The 14,051-nt window shown below is 49.8% G+C and carries 17 protein-coding genes; all 17 read right to left on the reverse strand.

Annotation, left to right across the window (positions count from 1 at the left end; all coding sequences use genetic code 11):
- On the reverse strand, positions 1 to 1,479 hold the full coding sequence (locus BpJC4_RS02745) for a spore germination protein (protein WP_151679506.1): 1,479 nt from the start codon (positions 1,477 to 1,479) through the stop codon (positions 1 to 3).
- Entirely contained in the window at positions 1,433 to 2,044 is a 612-nt protein-coding gene (gene spoVAEA, locus BpJC4_RS02750; RefSeq protein ID WP_151679507.1) for a stage V sporulation protein SpoVABEA, read from the reverse strand. The genes BpJC4_RS02745 and spoVAEA overlap by 47 nt, the downstream gene beginning before the upstream one ends.
- Positions 2,045 to 2,059: 15 nt before the next feature.
- Positions 2,060 to 2,512 (reverse strand): stage V sporulation protein AB, encoded by a 453-nt coding sequence (locus tag BpJC4_RS02755; RefSeq protein ID WP_172967435.1) that lies wholly within the window; start codon positions 2,510 to 2,512, stop codon positions 2,060 to 2,062.
- The gene (locus BpJC4_RS02760; RefSeq protein WP_151679509.1) at positions 2,472 to 3,092 is read right to left on the reverse strand and encodes a stage V sporulation protein AA; all 621 of its coding nucleotides are present in this window, start codon (positions 3,090 to 3,092) and stop codon (positions 2,472 to 2,474) included. Before BpJC4_RS02760 ends, BpJC4_RS02755 begins: the two co-directional genes overlap by 41 nt.
- Positions 3,093 to 3,186: 94 nt before the next feature.
- Positions 3,187 to 3,945, reverse strand: a complete 759-nt coding sequence (gene sigF / locus BpJC4_RS02765) for an RNA polymerase sporulation sigma factor SigF (RefSeq protein WP_151697502.1) — start codon at positions 3,943 to 3,945, stop codon at positions 3,187 to 3,189.
- Positions 3,946 to 3,957: 12 nt separating this feature from the next.
- Positions 3,958 to 4,401, reverse strand: coding sequence for an anti-sigma F factor (gene spoIIAB, locus BpJC4_RS02770; RefSeq protein ID WP_151679511.1), 444 nt, complete (start codon positions 4,399 to 4,401; stop codon positions 3,958 to 3,960).
- On the reverse strand, positions 4,402 to 4,752 hold the full coding sequence (gene spoIIAA / locus BpJC4_RS02775) for an anti-sigma F factor antagonist (RefSeq protein WP_151679512.1): 351 nt from the start codon (positions 4,750 to 4,752) through the stop codon (positions 4,402 to 4,404).
- 113 nt (positions 4,753 to 4,865) lie between these two features.
- On the reverse strand, positions 4,866 to 6,029 hold the full coding sequence (locus BpJC4_RS02780; protein WP_151679513.1) for a D-alanyl-D-alanine carboxypeptidase family protein: 1,164 nt from the start codon (positions 6,027 to 6,029) through the stop codon (positions 4,866 to 4,868).
- Between the two features lie 166 nt (positions 6,030 to 6,195).
- The gene (locus tag BpJC4_RS02785) at positions 6,196 to 7,500 is read right to left on the reverse strand and encodes a pyrimidine-nucleoside phosphorylase (RefSeq protein ID WP_151679514.1); all 1,305 of its coding nucleotides are present in this window, start codon (positions 7,498 to 7,500) and stop codon (positions 6,196 to 6,198) included.
- Entirely contained in the window at positions 7,487 to 8,329 is an 843-nt protein-coding gene (locus BpJC4_RS02790) for a purine-nucleoside phosphorylase (RefSeq protein ID WP_151679515.1), read from the reverse strand. The genes BpJC4_RS02785 and BpJC4_RS02790 overlap by 14 nt, the downstream gene beginning before the upstream one ends.
- Positions 8,330 to 8,340: 11 nt before the next feature.
- Positions 8,341 to 9,525: a phosphopentomutase gene (gene deoB, locus BpJC4_RS02795; RefSeq protein ID WP_151679516.1), complete on the reverse strand. Its 1,185-nt coding sequence runs from the start codon at positions 9,523 to 9,525 to the stop codon at positions 8,341 to 8,343.
- A gap of 144 nt (positions 9,526 to 9,669) precedes the next feature.
- Positions 9,670 to 10,563 carry a site-specific tyrosine recombinase XerD gene (gene xerD / locus BpJC4_RS02800; protein WP_151697503.1) on the reverse strand — a complete coding sequence of 298 codons (894 nt, stop codon included), beginning with the start codon at positions 10,561 to 10,563 and terminating at the stop codon, positions 9,670 to 9,672.
- Between the two features lie 5 nt (positions 10,564 to 10,568).
- Complete coding sequence (locus BpJC4_RS02805; protein ID WP_151697504.1) at positions 10,569 to 10,790, reverse strand: DUF4227 family protein; 222 nt, start codon at positions 10,788 to 10,790, stop codon at positions 10,569 to 10,571.
- Between the two features lie 143 nt (positions 10,791 to 10,933).
- Complete coding sequence (gene fur / locus BpJC4_RS02810) at positions 10,934 to 11,410, reverse strand: ferric iron uptake transcriptional regulator (RefSeq protein WP_151679519.1); 477 nt, start codon at positions 11,408 to 11,410, stop codon at positions 10,934 to 10,936.
- 110 nt (positions 11,411 to 11,520) lie between these two features.
- Positions 11,521 to 12,168 carry a stage II sporulation protein M gene (spoIIM, locus tag BpJC4_RS02815; protein WP_151697505.1) on the reverse strand — a complete coding sequence of 216 codons (648 nt, stop codon included), beginning with the start codon at positions 12,166 to 12,168 and terminating at the stop codon, positions 11,521 to 11,523.
- A gap of 86 nt (positions 12,169 to 12,254) precedes the next feature.
- Entirely contained in the window at positions 12,255 to 13,430 is a 1,176-nt protein-coding gene (locus tag BpJC4_RS02820) for an endonuclease Q family protein (RefSeq protein WP_151679521.1), read from the reverse strand.
- Positions 13,427 to 13,975: an NUDIX hydrolase gene (locus BpJC4_RS02825; protein ID WP_151679522.1), complete on the reverse strand. Its 549-nt coding sequence runs from the start codon at positions 13,973 to 13,975 to the stop codon at positions 13,427 to 13,429. Before BpJC4_RS02825 ends, BpJC4_RS02820 begins: the two co-directional genes overlap by 4 nt.
- Between the last annotated feature and the right edge of the window lie 76 nt (positions 13,976 to 14,051).

Genomic DNA, 14,051 nt, shown 5'->3' on the forward strand with positions numbered 1-14,051 from the left:
TTACGCATCAGGCGGCTGCCGGAAGCGGTCAACAGGCTGGACGATGCTCGGACGGAATTTGGAGCCCGGAATCGGCCTTCTGAAAAGGATTTGGAAAAATGCCATCGGGTTAAACGGGATAAACGGCCATAAATACGGGGCGTTCAAAGGCTTCATCGCAACGAGAAACAGCAAGAACACCGTGCTGCCAATCACAAACCCTTTTACTTTGAAAAATCCGACGAAAACAAGCAGCAGGACCCTGACAATTTTATTGGCGACGCTCAATTCATAGCTTGGCGTCACAAATGTCCCGATCGCCGCCGCGGACACATACAAAATGACTTCAGATACAAAAAGGCCTGCTTCCACCGCAATCTGTCCGATCATGACGGCGGCAATCAAGCCCATTGCCGTCGCAAGCGGGGTCGGCGTATGGATGGCGGCGACCCGCATAAATTCCACGCCGAGGTCCGCAATCATAATTTGGGCAATGAGCGGGACATGCGACTGCTTGTTCGGGCCGATATAATCCAGCTTATCAGGCAAAAGAGACGGTTCCACTGCCATCAAGTACCAAAGCGGCAATAAAAAAATCGATGTGAAGATGCCAAAGAACCGGACCCAACGGATCAAAGTCCCTACTGCGGCCGCCTGCCTGAACTCTTCGGCGTGCTGCATATGGTGGAAGATCGTCGCCGGTGTAATGATAACACTCGGCGATGTATCGACAAAAATTAATACATGCCCTTCAAGCAGGTGGGCGGCGCCGACATCTGCACGTTCGGTATAGCGGATTTGCGGAAAAGGATTGAAACCCTGCTTCAGCAAAAATTCTTCCACCGTCTTATCCGCCATCGTGATGCCGTCAAGATCGATCGCTTTCAGTTCTTTTTTTACCGTTTCAATCAATTCGGGGTCGGCCACTCCTTCAATATAGGCGAGCGCCACATCCGTTTTCGAGCGTTCCCCCACTTTCATCATTTCAAAACGCAACCGCTCATCACGGATCCTTCTCCGCGTCAGCGCAGTATTAAAAACGATATTTTCCACATAGCCGTCCCGCGATCCCCTGACAACCTTTTCCGTATCCGGTTCCATCGGCGTCCTGCCTGGATAGCTGCGGACATCGATAATAATCGCTTCCGTCTCCCCTTCCACGGTGATTCCAATCAGCCCGGAAAGGACCTGGTCCACCATTTCATCAAGCGTTTTGACTTTTTGGAACTGCTGGTGGACAATCCGGTTTTGGATCAGTTCATACGCATTCCGCTCAGAATGCTGATCGTTATTTAATTCCACAAGCTGTTCGAGAATATGGATAATATAAAGCGTGTCCGTCAACCCGTTGATATAGTAAACCTGCACTTCTTTTTTTAACACTTGGATTTTCCTTACGCCGATATCATAGCTGATGCCGAGGCCGATTTTATTTTTAAAAAATGCTTCAGTTTCAGCAGGATTTGCCGGAACCGGCCTTTTTGCGCTTGTGTTCATCATGCCTGAATCCGCTCCTTTCCAAGATGAGGCTGACAGCTTTTTCGGTAATGGGGGCGCCAATTTTATAGTCGTCTTTTTTGGACATTTTTCCGATGTCCCCGATCCCGACAATGACCGGCACATCCAGGCAATCGAGGCTGTAGACCGTGTCCCCGTTTATTTTTTTCAGCTCCATTTCCGGAACGCCGAATTTATCGACCCCGTACGGCGTTAATTCTCCATTGTTGTCAATGCAGACATCGACCCTTGACCATTCCGCCTGGTGGGTTTTGGACGCGACCGCAATCACCCCCAAAACTTCGATATCCGGGTGCCCGGCAACATACATAAGCGCTTCTTCTCCGGAACCCGGCCCGATATACCCGCTGTCGTCGAACATGGCAAAGACGGGATCCGATGCCGCGTTTTTGATCAGCTCTACAGTCTGTTCCCCGCTCAACACGGTCGGATTGCCCCGCGTCTGTGAGATGCAGCGCCCTCCGATTTTTTTTGCGACACATTCAATTGCTTTTTTGGCGTATTCGTCTCCGTCTGTAACAAGGATGACCCTCCGTTTCTTCCCCATGCCGACTTTCCTTTCTTAATGGTATACAAAATAGAGCCATTGGAATAAAGAACCGGCCACTTTGCCGATGACAATGGCCATTAACGCGCTGATCAGTCGCCGGTCCATCCCGATTCTTTTCGAAAAAATCGGGATAACATTGATCACTTCCGTCAACGCGGCGGCAAGCATGCCTACAAACACGCCGCAAAAAAGCCCGGCCGGCGCCGCAACAAACAAAGGGAGTCTCCCGCCGGCATCCCCGAGCCCCCACCATGTGCCGGACAGCACCCCGAGCACCACCGCCCACTCATAATATTGGATAAATTTTGCGGTTTTCGACAGCTGCACAAGCCGCGGCACGATGCCGAGCACGGTTAAAAATGCCACGTAACCGCAGCCGGCGACAAGCCCACCGCCAAGTCCGCAAAAGGCGGCAAACATCTCTTTAACGATGGTCAAAATGTTTAATGCTCTCCTTGTTTTCATTCAGCAGGATGTACTGGTCGATGTCCTGCTGGTAGTTGAAAATTTCCACTTCGAGCGGGCTCGGTTCTTCGTTGAATCTTTTTTTAAACACATGGTTGAAAAAAATGACCATTCCCGCCCCAAGCCCGAGTGAATAAGGGATTTGAAAAACGAGCGGCGTGTCATCATGGATGCCGGTGATGAGATAATAGATTTTTTCCTGGGCCGCCTGCATGCCGACATCTTCGTGAAAATTGATAATGGCGAGCGCGGAGCCCAAAAACAGCAAAATCCAAATCAAAATAAAAAACAATACCGGTAGATTCCTTTTCTTTATCGCCACTTCAATGATCGCCTCCGACGGGCCGATCTGGGAAATGGCAGCCGAAGGGGCATAGTGCCGGATACAGGAAATGATTTGCATCATGTCCACTACAACAGTATCCCGATCTTCTTCCGTAATCTGATGAATGGGGATCCGGGGGAGGATTTCCTCCAAATGCCCGGGGGCGATGATCTGGGCAATATGGGACAACAAAACCGAGCTTCCCGGATTCACGCGGATGCGGTGGCGCAGCCGTAAATAAACCGTTTCATCCATTGCATTCACCCCCTGCTTGTTACTGGTTACTTGTAGTATGTGATATTGGGAGGTTTTCATGCATCAAACCGGGAATGCAAAAAAGCGCACAGCTTTACATCTCCATGCGCTCTTTCATAACTTCCAATATTTTCTTTTCAAGGCGGGAAACCTGGACTTGGGAAATGCCGAGCCGCTCCGCCACTTCCGACTGCGTCTGATCCTTGTAATAGCGGAGGTAGACGATCAGCCTTTCCCGCTCCTCCAATCCCCTGATCACTTCCTGCAGCGCAATTTTATCAAACCATTTCTGGTCGTTCTGATCCGCGATTTGGTCCAATAGCGTAATCGGGTCGCCGTCGTTTTCGTAAACCGTTTCGTGGATCGAGGATGGGGATTTGTTTGCTTCCTGCGCCATCACAACATCTTCAACCGGGATGTCCAGCACTTCCGATATTTCATGGACCGTCGGCGATCTGCCGAGCTTTTTCGTCAGTTCATCGCGCGCTTTGCGGATGCGGTTGCCCATCTCTTTCAGCGAGCGGCTTACCTTTACCGTCCCGTCATCCCGCAAAAACCGCTGAATTTCCCCGATGATCATTGGAACCGCGTACGTTGAAAATTTCACATCATAAGTTAAATCAAATTTGTCAACGGATTTCAACAGTCCGATGCAGCCGATCTGAAACAGGTCATCCGGCTCGTACCCGCGGTTTAAAAAACGCTGGACAACCGACCAGACAAGGCGCATATTTTTTTCGACAATCAGGTCGCGCGCGGCCTGGTCCCCGTCCTGGCTCCGCCTGATTAAGTCTTTCACTTCCTCATCTTTCAGCTGGGCCTGTTTTTTGCCCTTCTTCAGTTCTACATCCATCGGCACGACTCCTTAATTGCATAAGGCGTTTTTCAGGGCCAAATGCTTTTTTAGACGAACAACGGTGCCTAATTCTGGCTGCGACTGGATTTCTACATCGTCCATAAAATTTTCCATGATCGTAAAGCCCATGCCGGACCTTTCCAGTTCGGGCTTTGTCGTAAATAGCGGCTGCCTGGCTTCTTCAATATCTTCTATCCCTTTCCCTTCATCGCGGATCACAAGTTCAACCGTCCCGTTATCCTCGATGGCCGCCGACAAATAGACAATCCCGTCCGGATCGCCTTCATACCCGTGGATAATCGCATTCGTCACTGCTTCCGACACGACCGTTTTGATTTCGGTCAGTTCCTCAAGCGTCGGGTCAAGCTGCGCCACAAAAGCGGCAACCGTCACACGGGCAAAAGATTCGTTTTGGCTGAGCGCGGAAAATTGCAATTGCATTTTGTTTTTCATTCAGGCAACCCCCAATCTGTGCAGCGCGTATTGTTCGGATTCGTCAAGACGGATAATTTTAAACAAACCGGACAGTTCAAACAGCCGTTTTACTGGCGGGGAAATGGCGCAGACGATCATCTCCCCGTTTTTCTGTTTGATCTGTTTGTACCGCCCCAATATCACGCCCAAACCCGAGCTATCCATAAAGGTAAGCTGCTCCAAATTTAAAACAAGATGGCGGATGCCGTTTTCATCAATTGCTTTCGTCACGCTCCCGCGCAAAGCTTCGGCGGTGTGGTGGTCCAATTCCCCCTGCAGCCGGATGCATAAAACATCTTTTTTCACTTCCAGGTCAATCGCCAGACTCACGATTAAAAGCCTCCTTCGCTGTTAATAGTGAGTCATTTCGACCTTCCTGCCCGTTTTTCCTTCCTGCCGACAAAAGAAGCAAGAAAAAAACATTTTTTGCATTTCATTCGACATCAGTCATTCTGGGCAAACATCCCGGCAGCGCGTTTGAATAGCTGCCACCAGCTTGCGCGCTTGACGCTTTTTTCCGCGACAAGCGTTGTTTTTGCCAGCATTTTTCCGCCCTGGCTGACCGAGAGCGTCCCGACCGGCTGCCCTTTTTCCAGAGGGGCCTGCAAATGCCCGTTCAATTTAACCGTTTTCTTGATATTTGACAGTTTCACGCCTTTTTTCGTCAGCACCGATACAGGCTCGCTTGTCACGGCGCGGATGTGCCTCACATCGCCTTTGCTGACTTTCGCTTCAGCAAGTACCGCCCCTTTTTTGTATAACGGATGTGAGGTATACTGGCTGTATGCATAGTCGAGCATTTTTGAGACTTGCGCGTTCCGTTCTTTTGTCGACGGCGCGCCGAAAATGACGGCGATGACGCGCATGCCGTTCTTTTTGGCCGTCGCGGTCAGGCAGAATTTCGCTTCACTCGTAAAGCCGGTTTTTAGGCCGTCAACGCCGGGATAGTACCGGACAAGCTTATTCGTATTGACAAGCCAAAACTTTTTATCCGTGCCTTCCCTTAAATAATCTTCGTACTTCCCGGTAAATTCTGTAATCTCTTCATGCTTCAGCAGTTCCTTCGCCATCATGGCCATGTCATATGCCGAGCTGTAATGGCCTTTTACAGGCAACCCCGTTACATTTTCGAAATGCGTGTTTTTCAGGCCGAGCGCTTTTGCCCGTTCGTTCATGCGGTCGACAAAAGCTTCTTCACTTCCGGCAATCCTTTCCGCCATCGCAACGGCAGCGTCATTTGCCGAACCGATGGCAATGCCTTTCAGCATTTGTTCCACTGTCATTTCTTCGCCGGGCTCAAGGAAGATTTGCGATCCGCCCATGGAGGCCGCATATTCGCTCGCCCGCACTTTTTCATTCATTTTAATTTCGCCCTTATCAAGCGCTTCCATAATCAAAAGCATGGTCATAATTTTTGTCATGGATGCGGGCGGCAGTTCTTCATGGCTGTTTTTGCTGTATAAAACTGTTCCCGTGTCACGCTCGATCAAAATGGCGGATTTGGCATCCGGGGCCAGTTCATTTTTCGTTTCGGCCGCAAAAGCGCGCGGGCCCAGGGCGGCGGCGGCAAGTATCAGACAGGCGAGCAAACTTGTGATTTTCTTCATGATGACCCTCCATCTTGTAAAATGTGAAACTCCAGTGCAAAACCCCCGAACCGGGCGGAGATTTTAAATACGTATGCATAGAACCATTTTTTCCAGTTCCGCCATTTTTATACTGATTTTTTCACACGCGATAAAAAAACCCGGCGTATGCCGGGTGGGAATCAGGTTATTCTTCGATTTCTTCCCATATGAGGCGGGGAGGGGCCGTTTTTTCCTTTGAGATCCGGATATGTTTGTAAAGTTTCTCTTTCACTTCCGCAATGTCTTCTTGATTGGCATGGATGGTGAGAAGCGATTCCCCTTTTTTAACAGGGTCGCCCACTTTTTTATGGAGGACGATCCCGACCGAAAGATCAATTTTTGACTCTTTTGTAGCCCTGCCGGCGCCGAGCATCATGGCGGCAAGGCCGACTTCATCCGCCGTAATGCCGGAGATATATCCGCTCTCTAACGCAGGAAGATCGATTTGGAATTTGGCCTGCGGCAGTTTTTCCGGATGGTCCGCAACGGATACATCCCCTCCCTGTGACTTGAGGAACACTTTAAATTTTTCAAGCGCATTACCGGAGGCAATCGAAGCTTCGAGCATCGCGCGCGCCTCTTTTAAGGAGCCTGCTTTTTGCGCCAAAACGACCATATGGCTCCCGAGTACAAGGCAGAGTTCGCGCAAATCTTCGGGGCCTTTCCCTTTCAGCGTATCGACCGCTTCCTTTACTTCAAGGGCATTGCCGACTGCATACCCGAGCGGCTGGCTCATATCGCTGATCACGGCAATCGTTTTTCTGCCGGTGTGCCTGCCGATCGAAACCATCGCACGCGCTAGTTCGCGGGCATCCTCGAGCGTTTTCATAAATGCGCCCGCGCCCGTTTTCACATCGAGGCAGATCGCATCCGCCCCGGCCGCGATTTTTTTGCTCATGATTGAACTGGCGATCAGTGGGATGCTGTCGACCGTGCCTGTGACATCCCTCAATGCATACAGTTTCTTGTCGGCAGGCGTTAAATCGCCGCTTTGGCCGATGACGGAAAGTTTATTCTCGTTGACAAGCCGGATAAATTCCTCATTTGAAATTTCGACATGAAAACCCGGTACCGATTCGAGCTTGTCAATAGTGCCGCCCGTATGGCCGAGTCCGCGCCCGCTCATTTTAGCAACCGGGACGCCTGCTGACGCAACAAGCGGCGCGAGCACGAGCGTAGTCGTATCGCCGACGCCGCCGGTTGAGTGCTTATCGACTTTAATCCCTTCAATGGCCGATAAATCAATCATATCGCCGGAGTGCACCATCGCCATTGTCAAATCGGCCCGTTCCCTTTCCGTCATCCCGCGGAAAAGGACGGCCATGGCGAAAGCACTCATCTGGTAATCCGGAATTGTACCGTCCGTATAACCGCGGATGATAAATTGGATTTCTTCTGTTGCCAATTCATATCCATCACGCTTTTTTTCAATCAAATCAACCATTCTCATTTGGCTGCCCTACTTTCAAACGACCGGTGATTTCTTTTACGTACGAAAGGAAATCTTCCCGGACCCGGTTTGCCGTTTTCACCACTTCTTCGTGGTTCAAAGGCACATCAAGGATCCCCGCTGCCATATTCGTAATACAGGAAATGCCCAGTACTTTCAATCCGGCATGGCGCGCTGTGATCACTTCCGGCACTGTTGACATGCCAACCGCATCGCCGCCGATTGCGCGCACCATGCGGATTTCGGCGGGCGTTTCGTATGAAGGGCCTGTAAACGCCGCATAAACGCCTTCCTGCACATCGATTTGCAGCTCGTCTGCGATTTGTTTTGCCAATTGGCGCAATTCCGGATCATACGCGGCGGACATGTCCGGAAAACGCACGCCGAATTCCGCGTCATTCGGTCCGATCAATGGGTTCGTGCCCATCAAATTGATATGGTCGGAAATGAGCATCAGCTGGCCAGGTTTTAATTTTTCATTCACCCCGCCTGCCGCGTTTGTCACGATCAGCACTTCCACGCCGAGTTCTTTCATCACCCGCACCGGGAACGCCACCTGGCCCATCTGATAGCCTTCATAGTAATGGAAACGGCCCTGCATCGCGACGACTTCTTTTCCGCTTAAAAAACCGAAAACAAGCTGGCCGGCATGCCCCGCTACCGTCGACACGGGAAAATGCGGGATTTCTTTGTACGGCACCCGCACCGACTGTTTGATTTCTTCGCCGAGGATGCCGAGCCCGGAACCGAGGATCAGCCCGATTTTCGGCCTCCCTGTATACTTATTTTGCAAAAATGCGGCTGCTTCTTTTACCTGTCCGTAATCCATTTCAAATCCTCCTATTTTAAATCCGCCAAAAAGCTTGTACCGTATTCAGGCATTTTGACGCCAAAATTATCCGCCACCGTTGCGCCGATATCCGCGAACGTTCTCCTGACCGGCAGTGCCTTGCCAACTTGAAAACGTTTGGCATACACCAACAGGGGCACATATTCGCGCGTATGGTCCGTGCCATGGTGGACCGGGTCATTGCCGTGGTCAGCAGTAATAATCAGCAAGTCACCATCTTTCATTTTGGCAAAAACTTCCGGGAGGCGCGCATCGAATTCCTCCAGCGCTTTCCCGTATCCTTCCGGGTCGCGGCGGTGGCCGTACAAAGCATCAAAGTCGACCAAATTCAAAAAGCTTAACCCGATAAAATCTTTATCAAACGTTGCGATGAATTTGTCCATCCCGTCCATATTGGAGACGGTGCGGATCGCTTCCGTTACGCCTTCCCCGTCGTAAATATCCGAGATTTTACCGAGCGCAACGACGTCAAACCCGCTGTCTTTCAATTCGTTCATGACCGTCCGCCCGAAAGGCTTAAGCGCGTAGTCATGGCGGTTTGCCGTCCGTTTAAAACTTCCCGGCTTGCCGACAAATGGGCGCGCGATCACACGTCCGACTTTGTACTCGTCCGCAAGCGTAATTTCGCGGGCGATTTTGCAGATTTGATATAATTCTTCAAGCGGCACTACTTCTTCGTGCGCGGCAATCTGCAAAACGGGATCGGCGGATGTATAAACGATTAAAGCGCCGGTTTTCATATGCTCTTCCCCGAGTTCTTCGATAATCGCCGTCCCGCTCGCCGGCTTGTTGCCGATCACTTTGCGGCCTGTTTTTTCTTCCAAAAGGGAGATCAGTTCGGGTGGAAAACCGTCCGGGAATGTCCGGAAAGGCTCCTTTATATTCAAACCCATGATTTCCCAGTGGCCCGTCATCGTATCTTTTCCGTTTGACGCTTCTTGCATTTTCGTGTAATACGCTAGCGGCTTTTCCGCCGGCTTTATGCCTTTAATTTCGTGGATATTGGACAGCCCAAGTCTTGCCATATTCGGCATATGGAGCCCGTTCATTCTTTCCGCGATATGGCCGAGCGTATCCGCGCCCTTATCATTAAATTTATCAGCATCGGGCGCTTCCCCGATCCCGACGGAATCCATTACAATGAGATGCACCCTTTTGAATCCGCTCTCTTTCATTTCATTGCCTCCTCAAGCTTTGCGGCAGCCGTCTATCTGCCGTGAATGTGATCATAATTATTATTTTACTAAAATCTGCCACAAAAGTACAAGAAAGGGCCGGATGCTTCAACCTGCCCCGTGGAATGCAAAGAGGGAGAAGCATCAGGCCCTTGGATGGAATTTGGCATAGACATCTTTTAATCTTGTTTTCGAGACGTGGGTATAAATTTGCGTTGTCGAAATATCAGCATGCCCGAGCATTTCTTGCACCGCCCGCAAATCAGCGCCGTTTTCGATCAGATGGGTAGCAAACGAATGCCTGAGCGTATGCGGCGTAATGTCTTTTTCAATATTTGCTTTTTTGGCGAGCGCTTTTAAAATTTTCCAAAACCCCTGCCGCGTCAGCCGGCTGCCGTGGTGGTTCAAAAACAGCGCATCCGTTTTTTCCGTTTTGGACACTAATTTCGGTCGCCCGTCTTTTAAATACCGTTCAAGCGCCGCAGTTGCTGTACGCCCGACCGGGATAATCCTTTCCTTGTCCCCTTTTCCGATGCATTTCAAAAAGCCCATCGACAAATGGAGGTCATCGAGATTTAGCCCGATCAGTTCACTGACACGCATGCCGGTTGCATACAGCAGCTCAAGCATCGCCTGGTCACGCATATGGAGCGGCGTATCCCCTTTCGGCGCGGCAAGCAGCGCTTCGACTTCCTGGATGCTTAATACTTTCGGCAAAGTGCGCTCGGCCCGGGGAGTTTCAATATGGACGGTCGGGTCATGGTCCGCCGCCCTTTCCCTCAGCAGAAACTGGTGGAAAGACCGGATCGAGGCGACATGCCTTGCGAGCGTCTTCGATGATTTCCCCTGCTGTTTTAAAAAGTTCAAAAAATGCATGATATGGAACCGCGTCACTTCATTCCAGGACGCGAGCAGCTCCACCTTTTGCAAATAACGGAGATAGCTGCGCAAATCGCGTTCATACGATGCAACCGTATTCTTGGCCAGCCCTTTTTCAACAACCATAAAATGCATAAAATCTTTTAATTGGTCTTCCATTCCGATTACTCCCCATCCATATAAAAGAGCAACAGGCGTTGTACCCACGCCGGCTCATCCTTCGCGGCCGCGCTTACCTTAACGGCCGCCCCTTTTGGTTTTTCATAGCGGTGGTAGTTTTCATATTCCTGATTAACCCACAGCAGCGTAAAGTAAAAAAGCAACGTGCAGCATAAAAACAGAATGAAGATTTTCAGCGCATGGAGCAACATTTTCAGCCACGGCATGTTTCGTCCGCCTTTCTGAATCACTTTTAATACAAGCTATGACAGACTTTTGCCGAATTATACATGTTGTATGTAAAAATTTCTGAGGTAGCCAAAAACGCATATTATAACAAAAACCTTTTCGTCCGCGCGAAAAGGCCTGGTCATTCTTCTTTTGTCCCGTCTTTCTTTCCCTTTTCTTTTTGCTGGCACCTGTAGCAGATGCCGTGAAATGTCAGGCGGTGGTCTTTAATGATAAAATGCCAGCGGCTTTCCACAACTTTTTCTACATTTTCCAATAAATCTTCCTGTATTTCGTCCACCGCGCCGCATTCGATGCACACAAGGTGATGATGAAAATGTGCGGCGCCTTCCTGCCTGAGGTCATAGCGGTATACCCCGTCGCCGAAATTGATTTTGTCCACCACTTTCAGTTCGGACAGCAGTTCCAAAGTACGATAAACGGTGGCGAGACCGATCTCAGGGGATTTTTCTTTTACAAGGAGGTACACATCTTCCGCACTCAAATGGTCCGTTTCATGTTCAAGCAAAACGCGCACGGTCGCCTCTCGCTGCGGCGTCAGCTTGTAACTGGCTGAATGTAATTGCTTTTTAATTCTATCAATACGAGCTTCTTCCATTATTCCTCCCCCTCGCCGCTGTCTATGATATTATAGCAGATTAAGGGAAATAGTCAAAATGAAATGATTATAAACTGTAAAAAATAATGGTTATTTTTTAATATTAATTATTAATTAATAATCTTCATAACAGACTGCATAAGCTGCGGGGAAATGTACGCTTCCACGCAAGCCGCCAGCAATACGGCAATGAATGCCGCGGCAAGTGCCCCGCAATATTTGATAAATAAATGGAAAAACGCATAATGGGCTGATTGTTTGATGAAAATTTTACGGATCAGGTTTAAGGAAAACATAACCGCGATCACGGACGTAAAAATAAACATCGGAATAATGAGCAGATTTTGCGGGAGGACGGTGACAAATGCGAGCAAAAACCCGCCCCACCTCATTTGGTTCACGAGAAAGCCGATCGAAAAACCGACAACAAGTCCCTTTAAAAAAAGAAGAATGAGAATGAGCGGCAGGCCGATGATCGAAATGCCGAGCACCCAAATCAGCCCGAGAAATTTGATATTGTGCAAAAAACTCGAACGGAATAAATCTTCCGGCGCAGCGACTTTGCCGGTCGACACTTGTCCGAAAAATTGCTTCAAATAGAAAAACAAATCTTCTTTCTGGGCGATGGACAGGCTGTTGACAATGACGGCGCCAAAGATCACGCCCATCAAAAACAGCACGATGACAAACGAATAAATAGAGGAATTTTCCCTGATATGGCGGCTGATCGGATTTTGTAGCACATTTTGTTTCCGCATTGCTTTCCCCTCCTGAAAGCGAGTTGGCTCTTGCTATCAATCTATGAAAGGAGGGGAACGTTTATGCAGGAGATGGAGGAAACGATCTACCGGGGCTTTTTCTGCTTCACCTTTCCGTATTTTCCGCCGCCGCCCGAGTCAAGCGCCAGCATTCCTGCCCGTGCTTTTACGATCAGATCCGAAAGACTCAGGTTAACGACTTCACGAAGCGCCTCCTCCGGTACGCGGTGCAAAATATCCATCTCCGTCCCGAAATGGTCCAGTAGTTTTGCCATCGTTTTCGGTCCGAGACCTGGCAAAAACTCAAGCGGCACCTGGTGGATATAAGGCGGGCGCGTGTTAAGCGGTTGGGCATCCGCCAATTCTTCAATCCGTCCGGAAACGCCTTTCGTTTTTAACGGGGACCCGCAATGCGGGCAAATTCCACTTGAAACAGGCTGGCGGCATTTAGCGCACGTCGTTGTGTAATACTTCCCGAGTTTCGGGTTTAACCCGTAATTTGCGATGATCCGGTTCCCCCCCTCATTCCGGAACGCCTTTAAAAGAGCATTGAATGACGGAGACTCAAGTGCCACCATTTGGTATTCCCTCGCGATTTTTGCAAGCGAGTGCGCATCCGAATTCGTCACAAATGGATAGCGGTGCAGCTCCCCGATCCGGTCCGCCATATCAGTATCGGAACTTAACCCGAGTTCTACGGCATCAATCAAATCCGGGTCAAGCACTTCTTCGAGCGACCGTTCCACCCCTTTTCCGTACAAGCTTTTAAAAGGGGTAAACACATGGGCGGGAATAAACATTCCATCCAGCGCCTTCACTTTTTGCTGCAGCTCTTTTGCCCCCGCGCGGATCCGCTGCGTGCTTAAATGCGGATTGGCAACACGCGCCGCATACCATCCGGAAAACGCATCAAGTGCTGCCAATTCCGGAAAATAGGCGAGCACATGGACCGGCCCCAGGCAATTTTCATCATAAACTTCAATTTCAACACCCGGGATCAGTGTGACTTTCCCCTGGTACAAAAGCCCGCCGCCTTTTAACGGGGCTAAACCGCCTGAACCGATAAGCGTTCTGATTTCTTCCCTTACTTCCGGTGAATGGCAGTCGATCACCCCGACAATGTCCAACCCCTTCGGTTTTTTGGCCGCTTTTAAAATATTTTCAAGCGTGAGGCTTTGTGCACCCGTAATTTTTACCGGCCTGCCCATTTGCGTGCGCCCGATATGGATATGCAGATCAGCAAAATAAGCCTCGTTGTTCATTTGTTTTCCCCCAGCAGGATCCAATGCTGAAGGGCGATGATCGTTTTGGCATCGCATAATTTCCCCGACCGGAGCATCCCTTTCACCTCATCAAGACTGAATTCCAAAATGTCGACAAACTCATCGTCATCTCCCGCTTTCGGCTCTTCCAGTTTTTCAAGGCCTGTAGCCATATAAAGTCGGATCCATTCATCGGCAAAACCCGGCGAGGTGTAAAAAGCAGTTATCGGCTCCAATTTCCCGCACGCATAGCCGGTTTCTTCCTCGAGTTCACGCATCGCCGCCTCCAGCGGATCTTCCCCCGGTTCCAGTTTCCCGGCCGGAATTTCGATGAGCGCGCGCTCGGCCGCTTTCCGGTATTGTTCGACCATGACAACTTTATTTTCTTTCGTGACAGCCAGCACAGCGACGGCACCAGGGTGCTTGATCACCTCGCGCTTTGATGTCTTCCCGTCCGACAGCTCGACATCCAATACTTGCAAATGCAATATTTTCCCGTTAAAAATCTCTTCCACCTTCAACGTTTTTTCTTCGTATTTATGCATGTTACCAAACTCCTCGAGTTCTTGATTCTAAACTGACTCATATATTTTACCATAAAAAAGTTACCGGCCAGGGGAG

Origin of the sequence: Weizmannia acidilactici (assembly GCF_008974185.1) — a bacterium.
GTDB classification, from domain to species: Bacteria; Bacillota; Bacilli; order Bacillales; family Bacillaceae_C; genus Weizmannia; species Weizmannia acidilactici.

What these genes read in the sequence shown, in the direction of transcription:
- BpJC4_RS02745 (WP_151679506.1), bottom strand. Translation starts at nt 1,479, where the DNA reads ATGATGAACACAAGCGCAAAAAGGCCGGTTCCGGCAAATCCTGCTGAA.
- spoVAEA (WP_151679507.1), bottom strand. Translation starts at nt 2,044, where the DNA reads ATGGGGAAGAAACGGAGGGTCATCCTTGTTACAGACGGAGACGAATAC.
- BpJC4_RS02755 (WP_172967435.1), bottom strand. Translation starts at nt 2,512, where the DNA reads ATGAAAACAAGGAGAGCATTAAACATTTTGACCATCGTTAAAGAGATG.
- BpJC4_RS02760 (WP_151679509.1), bottom strand. Translation starts at nt 3,092, where the DNA reads ATGGATGAAACGGTTTATTTACGGCTGCGCCACCGCATCCGCGTGAAT.
- sigF (WP_151697502.1), bottom strand. Translation starts at nt 3,945, where the DNA reads ATGGATGTAGAACTGAAGAAGGGCAAAAAACAGGCCCAGCTGAAAGAT.
- spoIIAB (WP_151679511.1), bottom strand. Translation starts at nt 4,401, where the DNA reads ATGAAAAACAAAATGCAATTGCAATTTTCCGCGCTCAGCCAAAACGAA.
- BpJC4_RS02780 (WP_151679513.1), bottom strand. Translation starts at nt 6,029, where the DNA reads ATGAAGAAAATCACAAGTTTGCTCGCCTGTCTGATACTTGCCGCCGCC.
- BpJC4_RS02785 (WP_151679514.1), bottom strand. Translation starts at nt 7,500, where the DNA reads ATGAGAATGGTTGATTTGATTGAAAAAAAGCGTGATGGATATGAATTG.
- BpJC4_RS02790 (WP_151679515.1), bottom strand. Translation starts at nt 8,329, where the DNA reads ATGGATTACGGACAGGTAAAAGAAGCAGCCGCATTTTTGCAAAATAAG.
- deoB (WP_151679516.1), bottom strand. Translation starts at nt 9,525, where the DNA reads ATGAAAGAGAGCGGATTCAAAAGGGTGCATCTCATTGTAATGGATTCC.
- xerD (WP_151697503.1), bottom strand. Translation starts at nt 10,563, where the DNA reads ATGGAAGACCAATTAAAAGATTTTATGCATTTTATGGTTGTTGAAAAA.
- BpJC4_RS02805 (WP_151697504.1), bottom strand. Translation starts at nt 10,790, where the DNA reads ATGCCGTGGCTGAAAATGTTGCTCCATGCGCTGAAAATCTTCATTCTG.
- fur (WP_151679519.1), bottom strand. Translation starts at nt 11,410, where the DNA reads ATGGAAGAAGCTCGTATTGATAGAATTAAAAAGCAATTACATTCAGCC.
- spoIIM (WP_151697505.1), bottom strand. Translation starts at nt 12,168, where the DNA reads ATGCGGAAACAAAATGTGCTACAAAATCCGATCAGCCGCCATATCAGG.
- BpJC4_RS02820 (WP_151679521.1), bottom strand. Translation starts at nt 13,430, where the DNA reads ATGAACAACGAGGCTTATTTTGCTGATCTGCATATCCATATCGGGCGC.
- BpJC4_RS02825 (WP_151679522.1), bottom strand. Translation starts at nt 13,975, where the DNA reads ATGCATAAATACGAAGAAAAAACGTTGAAGGTGGAAGAGATTTTTAAC.